The sequence below is a fragment of the Gordonia sp. CPCC 205333 genome, from assembly GCF_048537885.1.
Lineage (GTDB): Bacteria > Actinomycetota > Actinomycetes > Mycobacteriales > Mycobacteriaceae > Gordonia.
The window spans coordinates 279,242-297,564 of record NZ_JBCLVI010000001.1 but is presented as its reverse complement, the minus strand read 5'-3'; the positions used below and the strand labels follow the sequence as shown (position 1 = coordinate 297,564).

At 62.9% G+C, this 18,323-nt stretch carries 13 protein-coding genes; 6 read left to right on the top strand and 7 right to left on the bottom strand.

From position 1 onward, the window contains the following. Positions 1 to 47 precede the first annotated feature (47 nt). The 5 genes from AAFP29_RS01355 to AAFP29_RS01335 all read right to left on the bottom strand — a co-directional run bounded on the left by AAFP29_RS01355 (position 48) and on the right by AAFP29_RS01335 (position 7,893). A complete protein-coding gene (locus tag AAFP29_RS01355) occupies positions 48 to 902 on the bottom strand; it encodes a hypothetical protein (RefSeq protein WP_419215499.1) in 855 nt (284 codons plus the stop codon). Then, entirely contained in the window at positions 857 to 3,577 is a 2,721-nt protein-coding gene (locus AAFP29_RS01350) for an SIR2 family protein (protein WP_419215498.1), read from the bottom strand. The genes AAFP29_RS01355 and AAFP29_RS01350 overlap by 46 nt, the downstream gene beginning before the upstream one ends. 187 nt (positions 3,578 to 3,764) lie before the next feature. Beyond that, on the bottom strand, positions 3,765 to 4,541 hold the full coding sequence (locus tag AAFP29_RS01345) for an SDR family NAD(P)-dependent oxidoreductase (protein WP_419215497.1): 777 nt from the start codon (positions 4,539 to 4,541) through the stop codon (positions 3,765 to 3,767). A 64-nt stretch (positions 4,542 to 4,605) separates the two neighbouring features. Next, the gene (locus AAFP29_RS01340) at positions 4,606 to 6,294 is read right to left on the bottom strand and encodes a VanW family protein (protein WP_419215496.1); all 1,689 of its coding nucleotides are present in this window, start codon (positions 6,292 to 6,294) and stop codon (positions 4,606 to 4,608) included. Positions 6,295 to 6,573: 279 nt separating this feature from the next. Then, the gene (locus AAFP29_RS01335) at positions 6,574 to 7,893 is read right to left on the bottom strand and encodes an acetyl-CoA C-acetyltransferase (RefSeq protein ID WP_419215495.1); all 1,320 of its coding nucleotides are present in this window, start codon (positions 7,891 to 7,893) and stop codon (positions 6,574 to 6,576) included. 128 nt (positions 7,894 to 8,021) lie between these two features. Here AAFP29_RS01335 and AAFP29_RS01330 point away from each other — a divergent pair, with 128 nt between their 5' ends. Both AAFP29_RS01330 and AAFP29_RS01325 read left to right on the top strand, forming a co-directional pair. Next, positions 8,022 to 9,392 carry a 3-oxoacyl-ACP reductase gene (locus tag AAFP29_RS01330; protein ID WP_419215494.1) on the top strand — a complete coding sequence of 457 codons (1,371 nt, stop codon included), beginning with the start codon at positions 8,022 to 8,024 and terminating at the stop codon, positions 9,390 to 9,392. Next, complete coding sequence (locus AAFP29_RS01325) at positions 9,392 to 10,285, top strand: MaoC/PaaZ C-terminal domain-containing protein (protein ID WP_419215493.1); 894 nt, start codon at positions 9,392 to 9,394, stop codon at positions 10,283 to 10,285. The genes AAFP29_RS01330 and AAFP29_RS01325 overlap by 1 nt, the downstream gene beginning before the upstream one ends. Before the next feature lie 169 nt (positions 10,286 to 10,454). On the opposite strand, the gene AAFP29_RS01320 is transcribed toward AAFP29_RS01325, so the two are convergent. Both AAFP29_RS01320 and AAFP29_RS01315 read right to left on the bottom strand, forming a co-directional pair. After that, positions 10,455 to 11,075, bottom strand: a complete 621-nt coding sequence (locus tag AAFP29_RS01320) for a TetR/AcrR family transcriptional regulator (RefSeq protein WP_419215492.1) — start codon at positions 11,073 to 11,075, stop codon at positions 10,455 to 10,457. A gap of 90 nt (positions 11,076 to 11,165) precedes the next feature. Further along, positions 11,166 to 12,374, bottom strand: coding sequence for a glycoside hydrolase family 3 N-terminal domain-containing protein (locus AAFP29_RS01315; protein ID WP_419215491.1), 1,209 nt, complete (start codon positions 12,372 to 12,374; stop codon positions 11,166 to 11,168). Positions 12,375 to 12,462: 88 nt separating this feature from the next. Between AAFP29_RS01315 and AAFP29_RS01310 the strand changes: the two genes are divergently transcribed. The 4 genes from AAFP29_RS01310 to AAFP29_RS01295 all read left to right on the top strand — a co-directional run bounded on the left by AAFP29_RS01310 (position 12,463) and on the right by AAFP29_RS01295 (position 18,313). After that, complete coding sequence (locus AAFP29_RS01310; protein ID WP_419215490.1) at positions 12,463 to 12,984, top strand: universal stress protein; 522 nt, start codon at positions 12,463 to 12,465, stop codon at positions 12,982 to 12,984. Positions 12,985 to 13,034: 50 nt separating this feature from the next. After that, positions 13,035 to 13,238 (top strand): DUF2613 family protein, encoded by a 204-nt coding sequence (locus AAFP29_RS01305; RefSeq protein ID WP_419215489.1) that lies wholly within the window; start codon positions 13,035 to 13,037, stop codon positions 13,236 to 13,238. Between the two features lie 3 nt (positions 13,239 to 13,241). Beyond that, positions 13,242 to 17,459 (top strand): alpha-(1->3)-arabinofuranosyltransferase domain-containing protein, encoded by a 4,218-nt coding sequence (locus AAFP29_RS01300; RefSeq protein WP_419215488.1) that lies wholly within the window; start codon positions 13,242 to 13,244, stop codon positions 17,457 to 17,459. Between the two features lie 77 nt (positions 17,460 to 17,536). Then, positions 17,537 to 18,313 (top strand): carbon-nitrogen hydrolase family protein, encoded by a 777-nt coding sequence (locus tag AAFP29_RS01295; RefSeq protein ID WP_419216318.1) that lies wholly within the window; start codon positions 17,537 to 17,539, stop codon positions 18,311 to 18,313. Positions 18,314 to 18,323 lie beyond the last annotated feature (10 nt).

The window sequence follows — 18,323 nt, the reverse complement described above, 5'->3', positions numbered from 1 at the left end:
TTTTCGCGGCGATCGCCAACGTTGCAAGGAGTGATGCTATCTATCGGTTAGATGAAGCCACTATTATTGGCTGCCAATGCTAGTTCAGCTGCTGAAACCCCTCCTGGAATATCATTCAATGTCTCCACAAGTCTCTTTACCTGATACCCGCAAAAGTGGTTGCCTGGTACGGAGTTTCGAATTCGCTCCGCATAGTGTTGAGCGAGTGCAGGTCCGCTTGTTTCCAAGACACCCTCTGGAAAGACTGGTACACGGAATCGCTCACCGAATCCAATATCACGCCCGCTCAATAATCCCAATGCCTCCCCAAGAGATGAGCCGAGATAAGGCACAGCATCGGCCCATCGCGCGAGTTCTTCGGGGCCCGGGTTCCGAGGCAGTCCATTAAGCCTCGCCGTCAGATGTTCGCGAAGCCATCGATTCCAGAGTTCAGCACCGTCGATCTTGTCGGTGCTAATCAAACGAACCACGGACTCGGCGAAGTCGACCGCATGAGCACCGCTGTCAGCGAGCACACTCTTGTTCAGGAGTTCCTGGCGCTGCGCTTGGGTAATGCCAGCGAAGGAGACGATCGAGGCAGTTAGGCCGAAGAACTGGCGCTGGAGACCAGATTGCCCGAGGTCCGGGAGTCGATCCCATTCCGCGAACACACCATCGAGGAATCCAGCCGCAAGCAGCTTGTCGTCGTATCGGGGATAGTGGAGGTACGGGTTCCAGGCGAGGTTGGCAGTGGGATCCTCGCGAAACAGCGGAAGGATGTGTTCGGTCGTAAAATCAGGGTCGGCGGAAAACATGAAATAGAGCTCACTGGCGAGCGCGGGCTGTGTTGCGTCTCTTGCCTGCGGCGGCCCGCCAATCAAATCAGACAGGCAGAGCCTTCCTCGCCATTCAGGCCTGACCATTCATCACGTTGTTTTCGCCAGCGACGATCGATTTCGGTTATCCAATACCGGGTGAGGTCGCCCGGCCAGCAATTGAGGTAAAGAGATCCCGCAGAGAGAACATCCTCCTGACGGTGGGTGAATGTGTTTCCGTGCTGGGCCCATAGGTCGTGTGCGACCTTGCGCATAGCTGTGAGAGCTGGCGTTTCGGCGCTCTCGATCTGAGATTGGACCTGCTCGAGTATGAACTTGCTGACCGATCGAGCGGAGCTTGAAGTAGACACCACAGTCCCCACTCGGGCAACGGCAGTATCGGCAACCTCGCCAAGGTCGGCCTTTGCCCACCCCTCAATGATCGCCTCATGAAGGTCAATCGCCTTCGAACCGAGGTCAGTTCGCGAATCGATATCAGTCCAGATCTGTTCGCCAAGTTCCGGACGGGTACCTGCGATACTTCTGACGAGCGACAATGCATCGCCCCAGCGAGGTTCGTCAAAATTTCGTTCCGAATAGTCGCGATGAAGAACGCCGTCCATCGCTACCTTTGGATCGTCTGCCAATGCCTGCGCAAAAACATCCGGCTCCATCGGAAGCGTTACTCTTCGTGTGCCGCTCGTCATCCAGCTGTCGAAATCAGGATGCTCGCGGGGTTCGAAGTCCGGGTTCGCTGCACGTAGCTCAGCCAACAAATCCCTTGCGTCGGCCCAGCTTGGTGCTGCCGCTACGAGCCAGACGACTAAATTGAATCTCATGTAAGCATCGTGACGCTCGCGATCAGGCAGGTCATCGGCAAGGTTCGGACCGACTCGGGCAGCTGACAGTAGCCTTTCACGGACCGCGCCGGACGCATCACTGGCCGTAGTATTAAGAACTCGGTACACCTCATGTTTAATATCGGGCTCGTAGAGCACCGAGCGGTCGAGCAGCCAATCAATCTTCTGATCCGGCGTTCGGGACTCATCCTCGTGAAGCAGATGAAGCGACAAACGCCGAAAGAGTGGTCGCTCGAAGCACCACCACCGCTCAATCAGCGTGGGCTGTTTCGATAAAGCTTTCTCTCCATATGCTCTGAGCCCGTCGATGATCGCGTCGATCGGGTTCCGAAACTGATCCTGGTCGTGGGCTTCGATTGCCGAGCGCCCTGCTCCGAGGCGGTCCCACTGCGAGGCGCCGTGGTAGACATCGAGCAAGTCATAGGCCGCATTCAGCGATTCCTCAAGCACGGCAACGATCTTCGGATCACCGCAAGGCGCTGCCACCACGGCCCTGAGGACATGGCTTGTCAGGCTTACCTCCTCGGAACTCCATGTGGCCTCTGCGTCCGGTATGTCCGTCGCGACCTGCTCGTCAACGAACCAGGGCCGCTTGAGTACCAGGAACGGCCTTACAGCCGCACGCAACACCGATATGGGCTCGGCAAGCTCACCTGCCTCGTATGACAGCTCCAGAGGATCGATCGGAGCAGAGCGACCGAGCACGGAGGTAGCGAGAATGACCTTCCATCGACGCGCTGCATCGGGGTCGGACTTGGCCAGTCGCTCAACCGCTGAGAGCGCTGCGTGAAACAGGACATCAGAAAATGTTTGCCCAAGTCGCTGAACGGTTTGCAATGCCGCTCCGTGACACTCCGACGAGGCGACGAACGTATCGGAATACCAATAGGCAAGGACCGAAGACACCTCACATTCGCTACGCCCGTCGAAGAGCGCTTTGAACTCTGGAAGACCCTCGATCCAGCGAAGCCATTCGAGCTGGCGGCTCGGGTCAACCTTTGCAGTCGCCATGGCAAACTGCCTGGCGCCGTCCACAATCTGGAGCCTGCCTGAGGCATAGTCATGGTCAACCGGCGTAAGCGTCGATCCCGCCTCCACTATTTGCGCCATCCGAGACTGTTGGTCCAGTCGCCCCATTCGGGCTCGCGCATCCCAGGCTTCCAATGAGGCGACGAGAGCCCCATGGTCATGGTCTCGCACTGGGTAAGCAATAGTCTCGACCCCAAGCCTCGTCCACTTTGGGTCACCCGCTTGATCTTCGCCCGTGAATGCGTAGCGGGGCGTTCTCGACGGCAGACCTAACGCTAGATATCGCATAATCGGATCATCGTGGCTGTACCCAATGAACAACACGGTGAACTTCTGGAACATCGGCAGCAGAAATCTTGTCGCCCACGCATACGTAAGATAGGCCCGCCCGAAATCACTGTCAGTAAGCACAAGGCCTCGCGGTTCGTTAAGCACCGAACCGTGAATATGTACGATCCCAGCGAAGTCATCGCCGAGCGGCAACGCTGGTCCGAACCATTTATTACAAACGTCCACGTTCCTTGCAGATGCTGCGGATGACAAGTGATCATCAAAATTGGTCGTCACAATGCGTAAGGGACCGGTCGCTGAGGCGAGTCGAACAAGCACGGCATGTGTTGAATTCGGCGCCGAGCCGGCCGGAGCAATCAGTTCGCGAGCGTGAGTATGCGTGTCGAAGTTCTCTGGCATCGAACCAAGGAAGAAATCGATCGGAGCTGCCTCATCGAAAGGAACGCACGCCAATTCGGCAAGCTGACGGGCCAGCGCACCGAAGAGTGGCAGGCTCGAAGGAGCATCGAACGAGGCGCCTGCGCCGACGAAAAACACGAGTTGCCCCTCAGCGTGCGCGTCGATGACAGGTTGCGGCAACTCGACATCGCTGGTAATCCACACTTTGGCCTCATTCCCCGCACCAGCGCCTAAGTTCGTTCAAATATTTGTCGCTTACCTCGCTCAATGAGCTTATGACGCCAAGCTATGAGCAGTGCGGGAAAATCTCATCTCGTGACAGACTCCGCTAAATGCAACGGGCCCGACACCTAGTAGGTGTCGGGCCCAAGTATTACGAGCGAGGTCGTGACTACTTCGGTGGCATCCGGATGCCGCCATCGACGCGGATGACCTCGGCGTTCATGTAGGAGTTGGTGATCAGCTCCTCAACCATCGACGCCAGCTCATCGGGCACACCGAGACGCTTCGGGAACAAGACACTCTCACCGAGCTTGGCCTTGAACGCCTCCGACTCTGGGCCGGTGCCGTAGATGGGGGTGTCGATCAGGCCGGGGGCGATGCAGTTGACGCGCACGCCGACGGCGGACAGGTCACGCGCGACCGGCAGCGTCATGCCGACGACGCCGCCCTTCGACGAGGAGTATGCGGCCTGGCCGATCTGACCGTCGAACGCCGCGACGCTGGCAAGGTTGACGATCGCGCCGCGTTCGCCGCTCTCGTTGGGCTCATTGCGGCTCATCGCGGTGGCAGCCAGGCGGACCGTGTCGAAGGTGCCGACCAGGTTGATCGCGATGACCTTCTTGTACAGGTCCAGGTTATGCGCGGAGGCGAATTCACCGTCTTTGCCGACGGTGCGCTGCGCCCAGCCGATGCCGGCCGAGTTGACGACGGCTTTCAGTGGGCCAAGCTCGGTGGCCTTGTTGACTGCGGCTTCGATCTGGGCGGTATCGGTCACGTCGACGGTGACGAACGTGCCACCGATCTCCTTGGCCAGGGCCTCGCCGTCTTCGGCTTTCAGGTCGGCGATGACGACCTTGGCACCACGCGCGGCCAGACGACGGGCCGACGCCGCACCGATTCCCGATGCGCCACCGGTCACAATTGCACTTGCTCCATTGATATCCATGAGACCGAGCATACGTTCGGTGCAACACGTGTCACCGCCGGACCCCTAACGGCGTTCGGATGGACTACTTACACACGACATTCGGTTCGGGGTCGTATTTGACCGTCCGAGTGTGCCGCGACCGCTCAGCGCCGGTCTTGGCATCGGTCACGACGCGCGTATTCGATGTGGTGAACCCCCGCTGTCCACTCGACGCCATACAGTCATCGCCCTTGGGTAATTCGATTTTCGACGGGTCCGTATACGCATAGCGCTCACCGGTAATCGATTGCACCTCAGTGGTTTTCGTCGACCAGAAGCGCACCAGCACCGACGACGACGTCCACTGCGTCTCGATGTAGATACCCGATTTCGTGTTGTTGCGGAATACCAGGTCAATGGCGCCTTCGAATACCGTCGCCTCACGCGCTTCGGGATAGCGCGATATGTAATAGGCATGTTCGGTGTGATCGACGTCCTCGAGGCCAGCGAAGTACGCTGCGTTGTACAAAGTCGTCGCGAACTGGGAGATACCGCCGCCGACGGCCTTCGCCGCCCGACCGTGATCGATGATCGTCGAGTCGACATAGCCCTGCGCGGTTCCGCGCGTGCCGGTGTATCCGTTGAGCGAAAAGTTCTTGCCGGGCAACACAATCGCGCCGTTGACCTCCTGCGCGACGAGCCGGATGTTCTCCCCCGAGGCTGCGCTGAATCCGCCGGTGGTGAAGTCACTGACTACTTCTTTGACGCCGAGGCCGCGTGCCTTCGCGGTGTCGAGCGCAGGTTTGCGCTGGGTGTAGGCGACCGCACCGCGTCGAGCCGATGTCTCCAGCCCGGCGACGCCGAGTTGCTGGCCGGTTTTGACCCAGTCGACACTCTGCCCCTCGCGCGACGGCACGACCTTCGGCGCACCGGCGGCGAGGGTGAATGTCGCGTTGACTGGTCGACTCTCCGTTTTGACCAGACCGGAGCCGGCAACGCGAGCCAGTTTCTTGGGGTCGACGATCGGCCGCAGTCCGCCCTTTCCGTCGGGCCCGAAGACCGCTACTTCGCCGAGTTGCGCCGGAGTCAACGCGACGCTCGATCCGCGGCCGTCCAGACGCATCGCGGACGACACATACGTCTTCGCTGGACCGTCGACCGCCCGTTGCACCGTCGCGGCACTCACCGTCGGCGAGAAGGACTCCATCGGCAGATCGATGACCTGCCCGGTGAGCCAACTCGCCACCACGGTGTCCTTGGCTGCGGCGCGATTGATCCGCAAACCAGCCGACGGCAGGTCACCGACCGGCGCGGTGACGTTGCCCGTCGTCACGAAGTGGACTCCGCCTTCGACCGCGGCCTTCTCGAGCTCCTTACGCTTTGTGTCGAGTGCGGCGTTGAACGCGACGTCGTCGACGGTGATCACGGGCCGGACCGGATGATCCCGGCCGAACAAACCATGCAGTCGGGCCCATAGGCCGCGCGGTTGTTTCATGGCCTGCTCGACGGTCGCGTCGGCGTCGAAGGACAGGCCAAGTTCTCGGGCGGTCAAGGTGGCCGAGCCTGACGTCGTGCGAAGGTGTACCGGCGCGGTGACCGCGGGCAGCAAACCGTCGACAGCCGCTCTGACTTCGGATCGCTCAGAATTGCTGATTTCGACGCCGGCGATAGATGCACCGCGCGCACTGTGTTCGTGCGTGGCGAGTAGATCGATCGATAGAACAAGGGTGAGGACGAGTACCACCGCAAGCGCGCATCGCGTGATGCGCCGACCTCGCTTTTTCCTACTCACCGTCTACACCTTCGGCGACGCGCACGGCGTCAGAGTCGTTCGGTTCTTCTGCCCAAGATATAGAGGCTCCGATCGAGCTGCCGGGTCGGGGGTCTGGCAGCTCGATCGGAGCCACCCGTTATATCTACCTGGTCGCCGCATTCGTTACACCCTTCGAGAAAGTCTTTTCATGCGATCCGAAATCGGTGGCTGAACAGCGGAAAAGCCGTTGGCGCACAATGCACTCGGCCGCCCCCGACATGCGGGAGCGGCCGACTACAGTCCTAACCGAGTGGAAGATCAGCCCTCGATGATCGCGGTGACGCCCTGGCCGCCTGCCGCACAGATCGAGATGAGCGCACGACCGCCGCCATTCTCCCGAATGCGCTTGGCAGCCTGCGCGACGATGCGACCACCGGTCGCGGCGAACGGGTGACCGGCCGCGAGCGACGAACCGTTGACGTTGAGCTTGGCGCGGTCAATCGAGCCCAGAGCTTTGTCCAAACCGAGGCGTTCCTTGCAGTATTCCTCGGACTCCCACGCCTGGAGCGTGGCGAGCACGACCGACGCGAAGGCCTCGTGGATCTCGTAGAAGTCGAAATCCTGCAGGGTCAGGCCGTTGCGCTCCAGTAGACGCGGCACCGCGTAGGTCGGAGCCATCAGCAGGCCATCGGGTCCGTTGATGTAGTCGACGGCAGCCGTCTCGCTGTCCACGAAGTAGGCGAGGACCGGTAGCTTCTTCTCAGCCGCCCATTCGTCGGTGGCCAGCAGGACAGCCGATGCGCCGTCGGTGAGCGGGGTCGAGTTGCCCGCGGTCATCGTCGCGTCGCCGAGCGACACGCCGAAGACCGGCTTGAGCGTCGCGAGCTTCTCCGCGGTGGAATCGCCACGCAGGTTCTGGTCGCGGGTCAGGCCCATGAACGGGGTGATCAGATCGTCGAAGAATCCTGAGTCGTATGCCTTGGCCATGTTCTGGTGACTCGCAGCAGCCAACGCGTCCTGTTCGTCGCGTTTGACGCCGAACTCCTTGGCGGTGATCGCGGCGTGCTCGCCCATCGACAGGCCGGTACGTGGCTCGCCGTTGCGGGGAATCTCGATGCCGAGTTTGGTGGCGAGCTTGGCTGCGGCCAAGAGCTGATCCTTAGTGCTGCGAGCGCGGTTCACCTCGAGCATCTGCCGGCGCATCGACTCCGAGACACCGATCGGGGCATCGGAGGTGGTATCGACGCCGCCGCCGATGGCGGAATCGTAGCGACCGGCGGCGATGCCGTCGGCGACGATGGTAATCGCCTGCAGGCCGGTGCCGCAGGCCTGCTGGACGTCGAGTCCCGGGGTATAGGGCGAGAGCGCCGAGCCGAGGACGCTCTCGCGGATCAGGTTGAAGTCACGCGAATGTTTGAGCACCGCGCCGCCGGCAACCATGCCGAGCCGCTCGCCCTGCAGGCTGAAGCGGCTGACCAGGCCTGACAGGGCAGCGGTGAACATGTCCTGGTTACTGGCGGTGGCGTACGCCTTGTCCTGGCGCGCGAACGGGATGCGGTTGCCACCGAGGATGGCGACGGGGCGTTGCTGACGCGCGGCGGGCTTCGCCGCCGCCTTGCGGGATGTGCTGTTTGCCACGGAAGGCTCCTTGAGGAGTTGAATGTAACTGCTATGGAGTATTCTTACTCATCAGTAAGTTCCCTGTCGACCTAACCCCCCGGTCGCTTTCATCACAGCCGACCACTCACACCAACGAAGGAGTCGCAGTGTCCGCCAAAGGCAGCACCGATCTGTACTCAACATTCGTCACCTCGGGCCCCGGTTCGTTCATCGCGAGCCGCGTCGGCCTACCCCAGCCGCCGACCCTGCGTCGGTACTCGGCGTCGAAGCCCGCATTGGGCGGACCCGTCCTGCTCGGTGGCGACGGACGCCTCGTCGAACCGCTTCGGGAAATCCTGGGCTCCGACGGCTCGGGTTACGACCTGATCAGCAATAACACCGCCGGCCGCAGTGCCGACAAACTCGGCGCGGTCGTCTTCGACGCGACCGGTATCGCCAACTCGGCCGGTCTGGCCGCGTTGTACGAGTTCTTCCAGCCCGTGCTGCGCTCCGCAGGCAACTCGGCTCGATTCGTCGTCATTGGCACCACGCCGGAACTCACCCGCAAGCCCGACGAGCAGATCGCCCAGCGCGCCCTCGAAGGCTTCACCCGCTCGCTCGGCAAGGAATTGCGCAACGGCGCGACGGCGCAACTCATGTATGTCTCCCCCAAGGCAAAGACCGGCCTGTCCGGCGTCGAGTCGACGATCCGCTTCCTGCTGTCAGGTAAATCGGCCTACGTCGACGCTCAGGTGATTCGGATCGGCGACGCCGACTCGACTGCTCCGCAAGACTGGGACAAGCCACTGGCCGGCAAGGTCGCGGTAGTGACCGGCGCCGCCCGCGGCATCGGCGCGACCATTGCCGAGGTACTGGCCCGCGATGGCGCTCACGTCATCGCCGCCGACATCCCCGCTGCGGGTGAAGCACTGTCGGAGACCGCGAACAAGGTCAACGGCACGGCGTTCCCGCTCGACGTCACCGCCGACGATGCCGGCACTAAGCTCGCTGAGCACGTCTTGGAGCGTCACGGCGGCGTCGACATCATCGTCAACAACGCGGGTATCACGCGCGACAAGCTGCTCGCCAATATGGACGATGCCCGCTGGAACTCCGTCATCGGGGTGAATCTCATTGCGCCGCAACGCCTCGTCGACGAATTGGTCGCCCGCAACGCGCTGCGCAAGGGTGGCGCCGTTGTCGACGTCTCGTCCATCGCCGGCATCGCCGGCAACCGTGGGCAGACCAACTACGGCGCATCGAAGGCCGGCGTCATCGGCCTGGTCGACGCCTACGCGCCGATCCTCGCCAAGAAGGGCATCACCATCAACGCGGTGGCGCCCGGCTTCATCGAGACCGCGATGACCGCGGCGATCCCGCTGGCCACCCGCGAGGTTGGCCGCCGGATGAACTCGCTGCAGCAGGGCGGCCAGACGATCGACGTCGCCGAGACCGTCGCCTACTTCGCCAGCCCGGCGTCGAATGCGGTGACCGGCAACGTCGTTCGCGTCTGCGGCCAGAGTCTCCTGGGTGCCTGATGAGTAAGGTCATCACACTCGACAGCACGCCGTCGACAGCCGCGCTCTATGGCCGCGCCGTACAGGCCCTGCTACCGGTGATCGGCAAGTCCGGTCCGATCAAGGCCGATGCCACCTTGCCCGACGTCGTCTACAAACTGACTAGGGCACCGTCGGACCTCAATCGGCAGCAGGAGTATTGCCGTACGACCGGGTTGCAGTTCGGCTCGCATCTTCCGCTGACCTACCCGTTCGTCCTCCAGTTCCCACTGGTGATGAAGACCCTGGTTGACCCGAAGTTCCCGTTCGGTGCGGTCGGTTCGGTCCACGCGGAGAACAAGATTCGGCGCTACCGCCTGATCGAGAACGGTGAGCCGTTGTCGATCTCAACGCAGGCGCATGACTTGCGCGAGCACCGCAAGGGCATGCTGATCGACATCACCTCGAAGTTCCACGTGGGCAACGAGTTGGTCGCCGAACAGACTGGCACCTTCCTTTCGCAGCAGCGCACCAGCCTGTCCGACGGCGAGCGGGGACCAGCTCCCAAGGAGACGACGCCACCGCCGCCGGATGCGGTGCTAGCGGTGGATCTTGGACAGATCCGCAACTATGCGGAGGCATCGGGCGATCGCAACCCGATCCACATGTCGAACCTGTCCGCCAAGGCCTTTGGCTTCCCGCAGGCCATCGCGCACGGAATGTGGAGTGCTGCGGCGGCAATCGCCAACGTCGAGGCTCAGCTGCCCGATGCAGTCGAATACAAGGTGCGCTTCGGCAAGCCGATCCTGTTGCCCGCCAAGGTGAATCTCTACACTCACCGGGCGAGTGACAGCGACGGCATCGGCTACGACATCTCGTTGTTGAACCGGCGCAAGGGATACCCGCACCTGACCGCGACGGTGCGGGCGCTGTAAGCACTGACAAGTTCACGCAGGACGCACCGAGGGTTGTTACCCTCGGTGCGTTTTTCGTCGGTGGCTAAGTTTGCGTTTTATTGGGGGCCCGGGTCTGGATACACCTTGTCGCTGGCGCTCCTCGGCACTCGACCAGCGGGGGTATTGGACGATTGGCTGGCGCAACCAGCTATTCGGCGGGTTTCATATCCCCGTGCGTCCCAACGCCTTTCAGGCCGCGCCAGGTGATGCCGACCAGCAGATCGGTCGCCGTCTCCAAATCGACGTCGCCTTCGGAAATCCGGTCGGCGACAGCCTCACCCGCGCCGACGAGCGCCACCGCGGTGAGTTCGAAGTCGATATCTTGCGCACTGCTCACCGTGGTACCGCGCTTGATAAGTTCGGCCACCATCTCAGTGATCCGCGTGCGGCTGGTGGCAACGAGATCGGCGAATGTCGTGGTGCCGACTGCCACCCGGTACAGCACCCGCCACGATTCCTGATTCTCATCGACGAACCGCAGGAATTCCTTAATCACCGTGCGAGCCTGATCACGTTGGCGCAGAGCAGGATTGAATCCCACGGCCATCGCATCCATGAATTTCGACGACTCGCGATCGATACACGCCGCGAACAGCTCATCCTTGGAGCCGTAGTACAGGTACAACATCGGCTTGGAAATCTCCGCCTTGGCGGCGATGGAATCCATCGACGTTTCCCGGAAGCCGTTGTCAGCGAAGACTGTCACCGCGGCGTCGAGCATCTGCTGCTCACGCACGGCCCGTGGCAGGCGTTTGGTTCCACCGGCCATCGGTCACCTCCAAGAGTTCTTCCGCATACGCTTCACCCAACTTACCAGTCAGTAATATTGCGCGGAGCCCGACGTCGAAGAATCAGCGCCTCAGCAGTTCAATACACCTTTGGCGCGCAGTATTCGCACCACCGAACGGTCAACTTTAGCCTCCGACAGCGTCTTACGGGCGACCGCCCGTTCCAGCGCGTCGAGCACCGTCGAGACTTTATCGGTCGAGAGCCACAATGCCACGTCACTTCCCGCGCTCAACGCCATCGGAACGGCCTGCTCGATCGGATACTTCGCGCTGATCGCGGCCATGCCGGACAGGTCATCGGAGAAGACGACGCCGTTAAAGGCCGGACCCCGATAGCCCTTACCCGTCCGCAGCATAGCGATGGCGCGTGCGTTGACACTAGCTGGCAACTCGGTCCCGGTCAGTCCCGGCACGATGAGGTGTCCGACCATCGCGCCGACGCCGGGCATCGTGAGTAGCGTCCGGTAGGGCACCAGGTCACTGGTGCGCAACTGCGCGAGGGGCGGTGTTCGGACCGTGCCGGTATGCGAATCACCTGACCCATGCCCGTGACCCGGAAAGTGTTTGAACACCGGCATGATGCCGGCATCCTGTAGACCCTGCGCGAACGCTTGCGCGTATTTGGTCACCGTCTCGGGATCGTTCGAGAACGATCGATCACCGATCACTTCGTCGTCGGACTCGTTGCTGACGTCGGCGTCGGGAGCGAAGTCGACAGTGATTCCGAGTCGCTTGAGCCGCTTACCGATTGACGCCGCGAGTACCCGAGTCTGCGCGGGCGTCCTCGTCGCGGCCAGCTCCCGCGCCGACGGACTGTCGATGCCGATCTTGTTCAGCCGTGACACCCGGCCGCCCTCTTGGTCGACGGTGACCATCAGCGGAGTCTTCGACGTGCGCGAAATACGTTCCATCGCACCGGAAGTCAGGATCGACAGGTCGGTCCAACTGCCGATGAACACGCCACCGACCTTTTCCGACTGAACTATCCGCTCGGCGTCGGCGGTACCGGTCACACCGATGACAAGCATCTGCGCGAGTTTTTCCCGCCGTGTCATCTTCGCGAGTTCGGTTGCGCCACAACCATTCGCGACAGGCACCGCCGAGGACGCCGCACTCGAACTCGATACCGCCGAGGAATACGCCGACGTGCTCGACGTCACGCTCGGCCCGGTCGAGCCACCATTGGTACACGCGACGGCAGTGGTCGCCACGGCACCGAGACTCACCGCGCATATCGCGGTACGACGCAGCGCCGCAGCGGTCATCCTGGAAAACGCCATGCCCACGAGTCTGACATGTGCCGGCGCACCACGGGTATCGGCGTCGAAACTGCCAACACCGATACCGCGCCTGCACTACCCTGGAGCCATGAGTGGCGACCACTCGCAGACAAGTCCCCGAACCGTCATGATGATCGCCTATGACGGCTCGCCCGACGCTGATCGCGCCATCGAGTACGCGGGCAAATTCCTCAACTCCAACGATGCCTTCGTGGTGACGGCCTGGGAGCCGGGGTCCGCGAGCCCAGCCCGGCTATCGAGCCTCGCCGCCGGTTTCGGGCCGCCACCGGACACGGCTTTCGATGCCGACATCGACGGAGCGATCAGAGCCGAAGCACAGACGACTAACAAGCGCGGTCTGGAATTGGCCGCCGCCAGCGGCTTGGCGGCCAAAGGTTCCCTTGTCGAAGTCGAGTCGACGGTGTGGGGAGCGTTGGTGGCGGCTGCCGATGCGCTGAACGTCGATCTGCTGGTCACCGGCACACGCGGCGCATCTGGGCTGCGCGCCCTGCTGCACAGCAGTGTCGCGCAACGCGTCCTGCAACATTGTCATCGCCCGGTCTTCGTGGTCCCCGCGCATTGTGATCAACCGCCCGCAGTTCAGCCCTGAGCCCGCGCGCATCACCGGACACACCGGGGCGAGATGGTAACTTCGTCGCCATGACCTCGAACCGACTGATTGCAGGTGCCGTCGCCGCAGTGGCAGGCGTCATCGTCGGGTTGGGTTCGGTTGTTCTGGGTGGACTGCTGAGCGCCGACAACAGCCCGGCAACAGACCTCAACAACATCAATCCCAACAACGGCTTCATCCAGGGGTCCGTCGACTACGGCTCGCGCGGCGACGGCGGCAGTAGCAACAACTGATCGATGACCCCGCCGGCACTGTCACGTCGAGGCGTGGCATGGATAGCGCTGGCGGCTCTGTTGTTGTCCTTCCTCCAGGCGCCCGGTCGCCTGGCCGCGGACACCAAACTCGACCTCACCGCCAACCCGGTCGGTTTCCTGCAACGCGCGTTACATCTGTGGACGCCGACCGCACCGATGGGACAGGTGCAGAATCAGGCCTACGGGTATTTCTTTCCGCATGGCGCCTTCTACGCGCTGGGTGAGTTATGCCATCTACCGCCTTGGGTGACGCAGCGCCTGTGGTGGGCAGTGCTGCTATTCGTCGGCTTCATCGGGATCGTGCGGCTCGCCGAACTGATCGGCGTGGGATCACCGACATCACGATTAATCGCTGCGGCCGCCTTTGTGTTGAGTCCGCGTGTCCTGACCACCCTCGGGTCAATCTCATCAGAGACATTGCCGATGATGCTGGCTCCCTGGGTGCTAATCCCCGTCATCCGAGCACTCGACACCGAGCGATCCACCGCCGATCCACCGTTGTGGCGCTTAGCTTTTCAATCCGCCGCTGCCATCGCCTTGATGGGAGCCGTCAACGCTGTCGCAACCGTCGCGGCATGCGGAGTGTCCATTCTTTGGTTCGTAATGCATCGCCCGACGGCACGCTGGGCGCGGTTCGGCGGTTGGTGGGTTGTCGGCGCGGCAGCGGCATGCGCGTGGTGGGTGGTGCCACTGCTGATCCTGTCACGGGTCAGCCCCCCATTCCTCGACTTCATCGAATCCTCCCGTGTCACAACGGAATGGACATCGTTGACCGAGGTACTGCGTGGCACCAGCTCGTGGACACCATTCGTCTCACCCGAACGGGTTGCCGGTTCAATTCTGGTAACGCAACCGGCCGCGGTGGTGGCCACCGGTGTATTGGTCGCCGCGGGGTTGGCCGGATTAGCAATGCGGCAGATGCCATTTCGACGCCGGTTCGCGGTCATCGTCACCGTCGGGATCGTGCTGATCTGCGTCGGCTATGCCGGCGGGCTCGGATCGCCGATCGCCGAGCCGATCCGGACATTCCTCGACGGTGCGGGCGCCCCGCTACGGAACGTGCATAAGGTTGAGCCGCTCATCCGGATTCCGGTCGTACTCGGCATAGCCCACCTGTTGGCGCGTGCGCCCCTGCCCGGGTCGGTGCGAATTCGGGAATCGTTGTCCGCCTTGGCACATCCGCAACGGTCGAAGACCACCGCGGCAAGCATCGTGATTCTGGTCGCGCTCCTCGGGGCCGGGTCGGTCGCGTGGACCGGCGGGTTGGCCGGCACCGACACCTACCGCGACCTGCCCGGTTACTGGCGGGATACCGCTCAGTTCTTGGCTCAGCACGCGGCAGGCGCCGATTCAGGCCACCCGGGTCGCACCCTGGTGGTACCCGGATCGCCATTCGCACAACAACTCTGGGGCCTCACGCGTGACGAACCGATACAGCCGCTCGCGACGACACCGTGGGCGGTGCGCGACGCGATACCACTGGTACCTCCCGAGGCGATCCGGGCGATGGATTCGGTTCAACGTGCCATCGCCGACGGGCGCCCCTCACCCGGCCTGGCCGCGACCCTCGCGCAACAGGGCATCGGGTACGTTGTCCTGCGAGCCGACCTCACCCCGATCGAATCTCGTTCCGCCCGACCACTACTCGCGCAGCATGCGCTGGCCGGATCACCCGGACTACACAAGATCGCCCAGTTCGGGCCCGACGTCGGTCCGGCAACGGTCGACGGGGTGGTCGTCGACGACGGACTGCGCCCGAAGATGCCCGCGATCCAGATCTTCGCTGTCACCGACGGTGTCGCTTTCGACGGCACCGGACCGATACTTACTGATCTCGACGACCTGCCCCGATTCAGTGGTGGCCCTGAATCGCTTGCCGCCCTGCAGGATTACCGCGCTCGACGCGGCTATCCGGCGCTCGGCCCGGCACTCTTCGAAGCCGACGCCCGTCGTGCGGGGCTGCCACGGGCACCGCTGACTGTCACCGACGCCCCCGTCGATCGAGAAACCGACTTCGGTCGCGTCGATGATCACAATTCATCAACCCGATCGGCGACCGAACCACGCCGAACCAAGAACGCCTCGGCGGACTACCCGGTGGTCGGCCAATCACTCGTCAGCGGGCACTGGTTGCTCAACAACGACCCCGGCCGAGTCTGGGTCACCACCTCCGGATCCGCTTCGGACGCAACCCAACCCGGACAGACATCACCCGCCGACTCACCAGCCGCGGCGTTCGACCACGATACCGACACCTCGTGGATCAGCTCGGGCCTCGATGCCGCCGTCGGCCAGTGGCTACAGCTGAACTTCGATACGCCACGATCCAATCTCGCGCTCACCCTCACCACACACAAGGCAATCGGCCCCGACGTCACGGGCATCGTGGTGACAACCGACACCGGCACCACAGTTGCCCAGGGCATCGAGCCCGGTGAGCCGGTGTCACTCACCCTCCCCGGCGGACCAACCTCGTCGATCAAGATCCGGGCGTTGCGAGTCGACGGCGGGGTGGCCGGAAATCAATTCGCGCTCAGTGAGATCGGGATACGCGATCTGGTGACCGGTATGCCGATGGATATCCGCTTTCGCGCCGACTTACCGCCGCTCCCCACTGGTTCTGCTGTCGCCCGTTGGTACCTGTCGCAGGAATTGGACGGACGCTCGGCATGCGTGCCCGATAGGACCGTGATCCGCTGCTCACCCGCTGTCGGCCGCAGCGCCGAGACCTCCGGGGTGTTCTCCCGCATGCTTTCGGTACCCGCCGCGACCAACGTCGATCCCGTCGTCGTGCTGCGCCCGAAGGCCGGGACCGATCTCAATGCGACACTGACGGTTTCGGGCGTGATAACTGCTACCGGTCCCGCCTCGGTAACTGATCCGCGCGGCAACGCGATGGCGCTGGTCGACGGCGACCCCGCCACAGTATGGACCGCGCCTGACTCGCAAGACTCGAAGAAGCACCCGACCGTCGTGCTCAATCTTCCCGCGCCGCAACGCGTTGACCGAATCCGCTTGACCGGCCCGCAGGACTATCCGGCCCGTCCCGTCGAGGTGACCGTCGATGCCGGCGACGGTAGACACACTCACCGCGTTGACAAGGATGGCTATGTCGATGTCGGAAGTGCTCGCACACAGCGTCTTTCGATTACGATCGGCAAGTCGTCGTCACTAATCGACGTCAACGGGTTGGGATTCGCACGGCCGGCTCAACCCGGGATCGGCGAGATCGAGGTGTTCCCCACGGCACCCGCGTCCGCTTCACTCGATCGTCCGGTGACAATCGGTTGCGACCGCGGACTGGGTATCACAGCAGCGGGACAGGTTGTGCGACTCAAAGTTTCGACGACGGCCCGCGCCCTGCGCAACGGCGACCCGGTACTCGCCTATCCATGTGAAGACACGCCACTCCGGCTGCCCACGGGTCGGCAGGAGATCTCGGTGAATCCGTCCGGTGTGTTCAACGTCGTGGGAGTGGATCTGTCCGCACGCGGACCCGACGCGCCAACCGACACCGCAGGCGCTTCGGTCCGGGTTCCGCGGACACTGAAATGGGATGTGACGCATCGACAGTTGAGCGTCCCGTCCGCACGCGATGCTCAGGTGATCGTCGTTCCCGAAAGCGCGAATAGCGGCTGGCGGGCCAGCATCGACGGTTCAGCTCTGACGTCGATCACGGTCAACGGATGGCAGCAAGGGTGGATCGTGCCAGCCGGCAAGTCTGGAATCGTCGACCTGACCTTCCGATTCGACAGTCGCTATCGCTGGGCACTCGGTGTGGGTCTGACCCTGATGGCACTGTTACTCGTCGCCGCATGGTGGCCGCGGCGGTGGTCTGCCGTCAAGGCGGCGTCGCAGCCGGCTGATCCCATGCCGGGAACAGCCCTTCGGATCGGCCGCGCGATCGGTGTCGGCGCGGTCTCCTGGTTGCTATGCGGCTGGTGGGGACTGGGTATCACCGCACTCGGCTGGCTCGGCTTTCACTGGTTGCGGCGGCATCGGCGAGAACAGACGGTCCCGGCGATCACGTTCATCAGCATGCTGGCGGCCACCTGGTATCTCGCCGCGGGGCCATGGCATTCGCCGAGTGGCTATCACGGATTCGATTGGCTTCCACAATTGTTCGCGCTGATCGCGTTGAACTGTGTGTGGTGGTCGGCGGGCGCGCACCGGCGTGAGCCACGAGACGTTGGCCCCTGACTCGCCAGCCCGCGCGGCGAAGTTGTGGCACCATCGGGATTGTGCCGGCGTCAATCGAAAGCAGCGACGGTGCGCGACTGCGCATCGCGGTTTCGCAGGGTCCGGCGAATGCCGCGACTGCGGAAGACAATCTGTCAGCCATTGTGGCCGCGGCGCATTCGGCTGCCGATGTCGGCGCCGATCTATTGGTCACACCCGAGATGTCGGCGACCGGGTACAACATCGGTGAACTCTCCGGTCAGCGCGCTGAACCGCCGAATGGTCCACTCGCATCAGCGATTTCCGAACTCGCGCAACGTCATGGGATCGCGATTGTGTACGGGTACCCGGAGGTCGGCGGCGACGGTAATCGCAACACCGTCGTATTGGTCGACCGGGACGGGACACCACTGGCACGCCATCACAAGACACACCTGTTCGGCGAACTCGATCACAGTCTGTTCGTCGCGGGCGACCACCTGATCACGCAGACACAGTTCGGTGGTCTCACAGTCGGTTTGGGGATTTGCTACGAAGTGGAGTTCCCCGAATTCGCTCGCGCCCACGCCGACGCCGGCACCGACCTGCTTCTCGTGCCAACCGGATTGATGACGCCATTCGACGTGATCAGTCGCATCCTCGTTCCGGCCCGCGCCTACGAGAATCAGATGTTCATCGTCTACGCGAACCGCTGCGGCTCGGAGAACGGGCTTCACTACTGCGGGCAAAGTGCCATCGTCGGTCCCGACGGTGCCGACCTCGCGCGCGCGGGACTCGGCGAGACACTTCTCGTCGCAGACATCGACCCTCGTGTCTTGCTGAGCGGGCGTCGGGAGAACACGCACCTGGCCGACCGCCGTACCGACCTCTACTAGGGAGTCATCG